Annotated in this window: 6 protein-coding genes and 1 pseudogene; 2 read left to right on the top strand and 5 right to left on the bottom strand. The window is 67.3% G+C overall.

Annotated elements, in window-relative coordinates; translation table 11 throughout:
* Nucleotides 1-1,990 (top strand): OmpA family protein (locus TY51_RS18740; protein ID WP_197054836.1); only part of this gene is annotated, 1,990 nt, incomplete at its 5' end.
* A gap of 61 nt (nt 1,991-2,051) precedes the next feature.
* On the opposite strand, the gene TY51_RS18735 is transcribed toward TY51_RS18740, so the two are convergent.
* Nucleotides 2,052-3,896 carry an ABC transporter ATP-binding protein gene (locus TY51_RS18735; protein ID WP_042252657.1) on the bottom strand — a complete coding sequence of 615 codons (1,845 nt, stop codon included), beginning with the start codon at nt 3,894-3,896 and terminating at the stop codon, nt 2,052-2,054.
* Nucleotides 3,897-4,043: 147 nt separating this feature from the next.
* Between TY51_RS18735 and TY51_RS18730 the strand changes: the two genes are divergently transcribed.
* On the top strand, nt 4,044-4,544 hold the full coding sequence (locus TY51_RS18730) for a ferritin-like domain-containing protein (protein ID WP_042252660.1): 501 nt from the start codon (nt 4,044-4,046) through the stop codon (nt 4,542-4,544).
* A gap of 42 nt (nt 4,545-4,586) precedes the next feature.
* Here TY51_RS18730 and TY51_RS18725 read toward each other — a convergent pair whose 3' ends face one another.
* The 4 genes and pseudogenes from TY51_RS18725 to TY51_RS18710 all read right to left on the bottom strand — a co-directional run bounded on the left by TY51_RS18725 (nt 4,587) and on the right by TY51_RS18710 (nt 7,526).
* Nucleotides 4,587-6,161 (bottom strand): GMC family oxidoreductase, encoded by a 1,575-nt coding sequence (locus tag TY51_RS18725; RefSeq protein ID WP_042252654.1) that lies wholly within the window; start codon nt 6,159-6,161, stop codon nt 4,587-4,589.
* 12 nt (nt 6,162-6,173) lie between these two features.
* Nucleotides 6,174-6,694, bottom strand: a pseudogene (locus TY51_RS18720) (Twin-arginine translocation pathway signal).
* Between the two features lie 57 nt (nt 6,695-6,751).
* Complete coding sequence (locus TY51_RS18715; RefSeq protein WP_042252651.1) at nt 6,752-7,147, bottom strand: VOC family protein; 396 nt, start codon at nt 7,145-7,147, stop codon at nt 6,752-6,754.
* Nucleotides 7,148-7,238: 91 nt separating this feature from the next.
* Nucleotides 7,239-7,526 (bottom strand): ribbon-helix-helix domain-containing protein, encoded by a 288-nt coding sequence (locus TY51_RS18710; RefSeq protein WP_042252648.1) that lies wholly within the window; start codon nt 7,524-7,526, stop codon nt 7,239-7,241.
* Nucleotides 7,527-7,731: the final 205 nt, after the last annotated feature.

The raw sequence follows: 7,731 nt of genomic DNA, 5'->3' as shown, positions 1-7,731 counted from the left end.
CCCCGCAGAGGCCCCGGCCGACGCGCCTGAGGCGGCCCGTGCAGCGGAGGACGCGCAGCCGCCCCTGCGCCTGCGTCTGCCGCGGAACCCGCGCCAGCAGCCGAGCCCGAGCCCGCAGCCGGAGCCTGCCGCAGAACCCGAGCCTGCTGCGGAACCGGCGCCCCCGGCTGCGGAACCGGAAGCTGCTGCACCGGCCGCCGATGCCGAGCCTCAGCCCGCACCGGACGGCACCCCGCCACCGCCGGCACCCGAAGCGATGCCGGACCAGGCCCCCGAGGCCCGTCCCGCGCCTCAGGCAGAAGCTGCGCCCGCGCCGAACCCCGCCCGTGCCGCCGAGCCTGCACCGGCAGCGCCTGTGGCTGGCGACGTGGCTCCGCCCGCCAATCCGCAACGTGACGCACCGCCCGCCGCGGATGCCCCGGCCGAGCAACGCCCGGCTGCGCGCCCCGCAGCCCAGAACAACCAGCAGCCTGCCGAGGCACCCATTGGCGAGGACGCGGACGCGCTGGCCGAGGAACTGCGCGCCCTGGAACAGGCCGAACAGCCTGCCGATCCGGCAGCGACGGCTGACGCACCCGCAGCACCTGCAGCACCTGCCGCCCCTGCAGCACAGGGCCGCCTCTCCGTGGCGACGGGGGCAACCCAGGTCGAACGCGCGGCCGCCCTGCCCGGACTGGCCGGCGTCCTGACGCAGGAGGTCGAGGGTGGTCTGGACACCTCGTCCCTGGAATGTCTGAACGGCGGCAGCTTCCCCTGCGCCGATGGCGGTCGTGCGATGACCCCGAGCGGTGTCGTCGTCGAGACGAACGAGGCCGGAGAGCTGCGCTTGGCCCCGACCGAGGCACAGATGTACCGCGTCGGCGAGAATGGCGAGTTGATCCAGCGCGCCGCCGAGGAGGACACCGTCGAGACCGAGGCCTCGCGTGAGGCGGCGGAAGCCGTCGCACCGTCCACTGCCGCGGCACTGGACGCGGCCGATGGATCGGGCGAGATCACCGAACAGCAGGTGACCGAGGACAGCACCCGGTCGTCGTCCGAGGACTTCACCACCAGCCTGCGCGACGCGCTGGCAGGGGCCACCGGCCAGCCTGCACCGCAGGCCGAGGAGGAGGATGACGACAACCGCCTGCGTAACGCCCTGCTGCTGGGTCTGGGCGCCGTTGCCGTCGGGTCGTACCTGAACAACAACCGCCAGGTTGCCCTGTCCGCCCCCGACCGCGTCGTCGTGACGCGCGCCGATGGCAGCCAGGAGGTGATCAAGGACGAGGTCGCCCTGCTGCGTCAGCCCGGCTCGACCGTGCAAACCGAGAACTTTGACGACGGCTCGTCGCGGACCATCGTGACGCGTCAGGACGGCAGCCGCGTGGTGACCATCCGTGACGTGAACCTGCAGGTTCTGCGCCGCACGCTGGTCAGCGCCGATGGCACGACCACGCAGCTGATCGACGACACCATGGACGTGCAGCCCGTCGATATCGGCGCCCTGCCCGCCCCGGCCCCCGTCCAGACCGGCAACACGCCCCTGAACGAGGACCAGCTGCGCGAGGCCCTGCAGCGCGAGGCGAATGTCGACCGTCGCTTTACCTTGTCCCAGATCCGCAACATCCCCGAGGTGCGTGCGCTGGTGGCCCCGGTCAACATCGACGCGATCACCTTCGACACCGGATCGGCCGCGATCCGGTCCGATCAGGCCCAGCAGCTGCAGGGTCTGGGTCGCGCGATCCAGGACCAGATCACCCAGAACCCGCGCGAGATCTTCATGATCGAGGGTCACACCGACACCGTCGGATCGGACGCCGCCAACCTGGCGCTGTCGGACCGTCGCGCGGAATCGGTGGCGTTGGCGCTGACCGAATACTTCGACGTGCCGCCGGAGAACCTGGTCACCCAGGGCTATGGCGAACAGTTCCTGCGCATCCGTTCGGAAGGCGACATCCGCGACAACCGTCGCGCATCCGTCCGCCGGATCACCGACCTGCTGGCGCAGTAAGCACCCGCCCGAAAACGAAAAGGCCCCGGCATCGCGCCGGGGCCTTTTTCATGTTGGCCGCTCAGTCCGCGGCCAGGAACCCACCGGACTGGCGATGCCACAGCCGCGCATATAGCCCGTCGCGCGCCAGCAGTTCGGCATGGCTGCCCTGTTCGACGATGCGGCCCTGATCCATGACCACCAGCCGGTCCATGGCCGCGATGGTGGACAGGCGATGCGCGATGGCGATGACGGTCTTGCCCTGCATCAGCGCCTCCAGCCGGGACTGGATCGCGGCCTCGACCTCGCTGTCCAGGGCGCTGGTGGCCTCGTCCAGGATCAGGATCGGCGCGTTCTTCAGCGCGACCCGCGCGATGGCGATGCGTTGGCGCTGACCGCCCGACAGCTTGACCCCGCGTTCGCCCACATGCGCCTCCAGCCCCCGGCGGCCTTGGCTGTCGGACAAAGACGGCACGAATCCGTCCGCCTCGGCCATGCGCAAGGCGTGGTCGATCTGATCCTCGGTCGCATCGGGGCGGCCATAGGCGATGTTCTCACGCACCGAGCGATGCAGAAGGGAACTGTCCTGCGTGACCACGCCGATGGCCGCGCGCAGGCTGTCCTGTGTCACCTGGGCGATGTCCTGACCGTCGATGGTGATGCGGCCGGCGTCGATGTCGTGGAACCGCAGCAGCAGGTTGATCAGCGTCGATTTGCCCGCGCCCGACCGTCCCACCAGCCCGACCCGTTCCCCGGGCCGCAAATGCAGCGTCAGGTCGTCCAGCACCGCCATCGGCTGCGCCCCCGCCGCGCCGCCATAGCGGAAGGTGACGTTGTCGAACCGCACCGCCGCGGGACCGGGCAGCAGCGGCTGCGCGCCCGGTGCGTCACGCACCTCTCGTGGCAGGGACAGGCTGGTGATGCCGTCGCGCACGGTGCCGATATTCTCGAACAGGGCGGCGAATTCCCACATGATCCAATGCGACATGTTGTTCAGCCGCAGGGCCAGCGGCACCGCGATGGCCACCGCCCCGACCGCGATCTGGTCTTGCGTCCACAGCCACAGCCCCAGCCCGGCCACGGACGCGACCAGCCAGACGTTCAGCAGGTTCAGCACCATGTCCTGCAGGCTGGACAGCCGCATCTGCGCGTGGACGGTGCCCAGGAACCGGTCCATGCCCTGATGCATCCACCGCTCCTCTCGGTCGGAATGAGAGAACAGCTTGACCGTCGCGATGTTGGTATAGCTGTCGACGATGCGCCCGGTCATCGCACTGCGCGCATCGGCCTGTTCCTGCGCCACCCGGCCAAGGCGCGGCACGACGTACCACAGCAGCATGCCATAGGCCGCGGCCCAGACCAGGAACGGCATCGCCAGACGCCAATCCTGGCTGGCCGCCAACGCCATGGCACCCAGGAAATAGATCAGGACATAGCTGCCGACATCCATGATCTTCATGGACACCTCGCGCACGGCCAGTGCGGTCTGCATCAGGCGCTGTGCGATGCGGCCCGCGAATTCGTCCTGGAAATAGCCGACCGACTGGCGCAGCAGCCAGCGATGGGCCTGCCAGCGGATACGCTGCGGGAAATTGCCCATCAGCGACTGGTGCAGCACCAGCGACGTCACCACGTTCAGCGCCGGCATGACGACCAGCAGCACCACCGCCATCATCGCGATGCTGCCACCGTGGCGGTCCCAGAACAGTTCACGCGGCGTGTCCGCCAGCTGGTCGATCAGTTGGCCCAGCCAGCCGAACAGCGCGACCTCGATCAGCGCGATCAGGCCGGAGCCCACGGCCAGCAGCACCAGCCACGGCAGCGTGCCCCGGCTGTAATGCAGCACGAACCGCCACAAGCCCGACGGGGGCATGGTGGGGGTCTGGTCGGGATAGGGGTCGATGCGTCGTTCGAACCAGGCGAACATGGGGATGTCTTCCTCTGACGGAACGGGCCGCAGTGCTGGCCCGGACCGACCGCAAAGTCAAGCGCGCAGGGTTGATCTTTGGCATGCCGATGGAACAGGGCGGGCTGGGGATCGTTGGTCACCCAGCACCATCAGAAAGGCCGCATCATGACCATGAATTCCCTCAAGGACCTGTATCTGGACCAGCTGCAGGACCTGTATTCCGCCTGCAAGCAGTCCATGCCCGTCGTGACCGAGATGGGTCGCGTCGCCACGTCGCGCGAACTGGCCGAGGCGCTGATCGCCGGCAACGAAGGCATCGCCCGCGGGATGGATCACCTGGCCACCCTGTGCAGCCAGCACGGCGTCGACCCGACCGGAGAGCACTGCAAGGGCATGGAGGGTCTGGTGACCGAGGCCCGCAAGCATGCGCTGCAGGCTGATTTCGGCGATGACGACGTGCGCGACGCGGCGATCATCACCCAGTACCAGCGCCTGACGCATTACGCGATCGCGGGCTATGGCTGCGTTCGCAGCTTTGCGAACCGGCTGGACCTGGATGCCGATGGCGGCGTGCTGCAGGAATGCCTGGACAGCACCCGCGACGGCGACAAGCACATGACCCGCATCGCCGAAGGCGGCGTCAACCAGAAGGCCGCCGACGCCTGATTGATCCGACCGCCCGGATACTCTCCGGGCGGTCGTTTCTCCTTAGATCGTGCCCGCGGCCATTTCCTTGGCGATATGGTCGGCCTGACGGATCGCCAGCGCGACGATGGTCAGGGTCGGGTTCTCGGCCGCGCCGGTCGTGAATTGGCTTCCGTCCGACACGAACAGGTTCGCGATGTCGTGCGTCTGGCCCCATTTGTTCACGACCCCATCTTCGGGCCGTTCCGACATGCGGTTAGTCCCCAGGTTGTGCGTCGACGGATAAGGCGGCGTCGGCAGAGTCCGCGTGGCCCCCATTGCCCGATATATCGCCTGTCCACGCTCATAGGCGTGATTGCGCATCGCCACGTCATTGGGGTGGTCGCTGAAGTTCACATTGGCGACCTTCAGCCCGAACTTGTCGACGGTATCCGACAGGGTGACGCGGTTGGTCTCCTGCGGCATGTCCTCCCCGACGATCCACAGCCCGGCCATGTATTCATACTGGTCCAGCGCGGTGGTGAACTCTCGCCCCCACCGTCCCGGATCCAGGAAGGCCGCCATGAAGGGCAGGCCCAGGGCCAGCGTCTCCAACTCATAGCCGCCGACAAAGCCGCGTTCGGGGTCGTGATGCGCCTCGTCCTGCATGATCCCCGCCATGGTCGTGCCCCGCCACATCCGCACCGGCTTTTCGAAGATGCCATAGACCGACCCGGTCGTGTGCCGCATATAGTTGCGGCCGACCTGACCGCTGCTGTTGGCAAGCCCGTCGGGGAACATCTCGCTGGCCGAATTTAGCAGCAGGCGCGGGCTTTCAAAGCTGTTGCCCGCCACGGCCACGATGCGTGCGGCCTGAAACTGCAGGGCGCCGTCCTTGTCGAAATACTCGACCCCGGTCACGCGGCCTTCATCGTTGTGCAGGATGCGGGCCACGTGGGCGTGGTCGCGCACCTCCAGGTTGCCGGTCGCCTCTCCCTTGGGGATGTCGGTATAGGCCGACGACCACTTGGCGCCCCATTTGCAGCCCTGGAAACAGAACCCCGTCTGCTGACAGGCCGGGCGATCGTCGTAATCGGCGCTGTTGATCGCCATCCGGCCGGTGTTCACTTCGGTATAGCCGAGCGCCTTGGCACCCGCCTCGAACACCTTGAAGTTGTTGTTGCCGGGCAGCCCCTCGCGGTCGCCGGTGCGGGTGACGCCCAGCTTGGCCTCGGCCAGATCGTACCAGGGGGCCATTTCGGCGGCGTCAATGGGCCAGTCCAGCAGGTTCGCCCCCTCGACCGCGCCATAGGTGGTCAGGGCCTTCCATTCGTGGTCCTGGAACCGGATGGAGGCGCCCGCCCAGTGGGTCGTCGTGCCGCCCACCGCCTTGACGATCCAGGCGGGCAGGCCGCTGAAATCCTTGGCCACGCGCCAGTCGCCGCTGGTGGTTCGCGCGTCCGTCCAGGCCAGCTGGCCAAAGCTGTCCCATTCGTCGTTGATGTAATCCTCGGGCAGGTAACGCCCGCCGGCCTCCAGGGCCACGACCTTGACGCCCTTCTGCGCCAGTTCGTTGGCCAGCACCCCGCCGCCCGCGCCGGTGCCGATGATGACGACCACGCTGTCGTCGGTCAGTTCGAATTTTGCTGCCGTTGCCATGATCCGCCTCCCTTACAGCCAGTCGATGTCGTCAAAACCGCGATAGATGTAGCCGCCCTGCGAGAAGCTTTCGCCCTCGTATCCAAAGATCGGCCAGACCTCCTTCTGGTTATAGAGACCCGTCACCAGTCCGCCGCGGACGGTCTGGAAGAACGCGCTGTCCTCCATCCCGCGCAGGATCGCGACCCGGTCCTGCTCCCACCCGATCGAGACATAGTCGTCGTGCCCTGCCGCCTGCGCGGCGGCATCCAGCGCGGTGATGCCCTCGGCCACCATCGCCTGGTTCTCGGGGGTGTCGTAGCCCTTGATGGCGATCGCATAGAACCGGTCGCGACGCGGTCATGCGGATAGATGTCGCGCGCCATCTGCAGCAGCGTGGCCATCTGGTGCTCGCTGATCGCGGTCACCTGAACGGCCCAGGCCGCGTCGGGGGCCGCGATGAAGCCTGCGCCGGTCACCGCCAGCGCGCCGACCGCAACGGCCCGCGACAGCAACGCCCGACGGGTCAGGCCCTTGGTCACTTGTTCAGACATGGGTTCCTCCTCCCTTGATGTGGTCTCGCGCCCCCTCCCAAGGGCGCGGCAGGCCGGTCAGCTGTAGCGGCCGCCCCGCTGCAGGACCTCGATCTCGTATCCGTCAGGGTCCTTGATGAAGAAAAAGCGCGCGATCACCGTGCCGCCCGGTGCGAAATCGACCAGCTTGCGCGGCGCGAACCCCTCGGCCACCAGCCGGGCGTGGGTGGCGTCGACATCATCGACCGAAAACGCCACGTGGCCATAGCCGTCGCCCAGGTCATACGGCTCGGTGCGGTCCTTGTTGACGGTCAGCTCCAATTCCGTCCCGCTTTCGCCGTTGGACAGATAGATCAGCGTGAATTTTTCGAAATCCAGCCGCTCGGCCACGGTCAGTCCAAAGCAGCGGTCATAGAAATCGACCGTGGCCGCCTCGTCCAGAACGCGGATCATCGAGTGGATGTACTTGGCCATCTGGCCCTCCCTGCACGTGTCTTGTCAGATCAGGCTAGGGGCTGGGCAGGTGGCCGGGTAGTATCGGATTACTACAGCGAAAATATTCGCGTCACTCGGCCGCGATAGCCGGCGCGATGTCATCTTCGCCCAGATAGATCGTGCAGGCGCAGCGCAGCAGCGAGGTGAAGTTCCGCGCCTCTCCGTGCAGCTCAAGAACCTCTGCATGCAGCTTGGAGATGAAGGCGGGCGTGGTCACCCCCTCGCGCGCGGCGATGCGGTCCAGAATGCGCCAGAACGCGCGCTCCAGCCGGATCGAGGTCGATTGGCCGTTCAGGCGCAAGCGGCGGGTGACGGTCTCATAGCGGTCCGGGTGCTGCCCGGCAAAGATCTGGCACATCAGCTTGATCTGTCCTGTTCCTGACCCTCACTTTCGCGCGCGGCCGCCCGGCGGTCAACGCGACTTTTTGGTCATGTCGCCGCCGCAAACGACAAGGGCCACCCCGAAGGGTGGCCCTGTCCGCCGCGATATCCCCGAAGGGATCATCCGGCGGCATCAGCAGTCCGCGGCCCTTGCGGGCCATGGATCACTTGATGATCTTGGA

Source organism: Paracoccus sp. PAMC 22219, from assembly GCF_000787695.1.
Classification (GTDB): Bacteria; Pseudomonadota; Alphaproteobacteria; order Rhodobacterales; family Rhodobacteraceae; genus Paracoccus.
This window is presented reverse-complemented; position numbering and strand designations above follow the sequence as displayed.

What these genes read in the sequence shown, in the direction of transcription:
- TY51_RS18725 (WP_042252654.1), bottom strand. Translation starts at nt 6,161, where the DNA reads ATGGCAACGGCAGCAAAATTCGAACTGACCGACGACAGCGTGGTCGTC.
- TY51_RS18715 (WP_042252651.1), bottom strand. Translation starts at nt 7,147, where the DNA reads ATGGCCAAGTACATCCACTCGATGATCCGCGTTCTGGACGAGGCGGCC.
- TY51_RS18735 (WP_042252657.1), bottom strand. Translation starts at nt 3,896, where the DNA reads ATGTTCGCCTGGTTCGAACGACGCATCGACCCCTATCCCGACCAGACC.
- TY51_RS18710 (WP_042252648.1), bottom strand. Translation starts at nt 7,526, where the DNA reads ATGTGCCAGATCTTTGCCGGGCAGCACCCGGACCGCTATGAGACCGTC.
- TY51_RS18730 (WP_042252660.1), top strand. Translation starts at nt 4,044, where the DNA reads ATGACCATGAATTCCCTCAAGGACCTGTATCTGGACCAGCTGCAGGAC.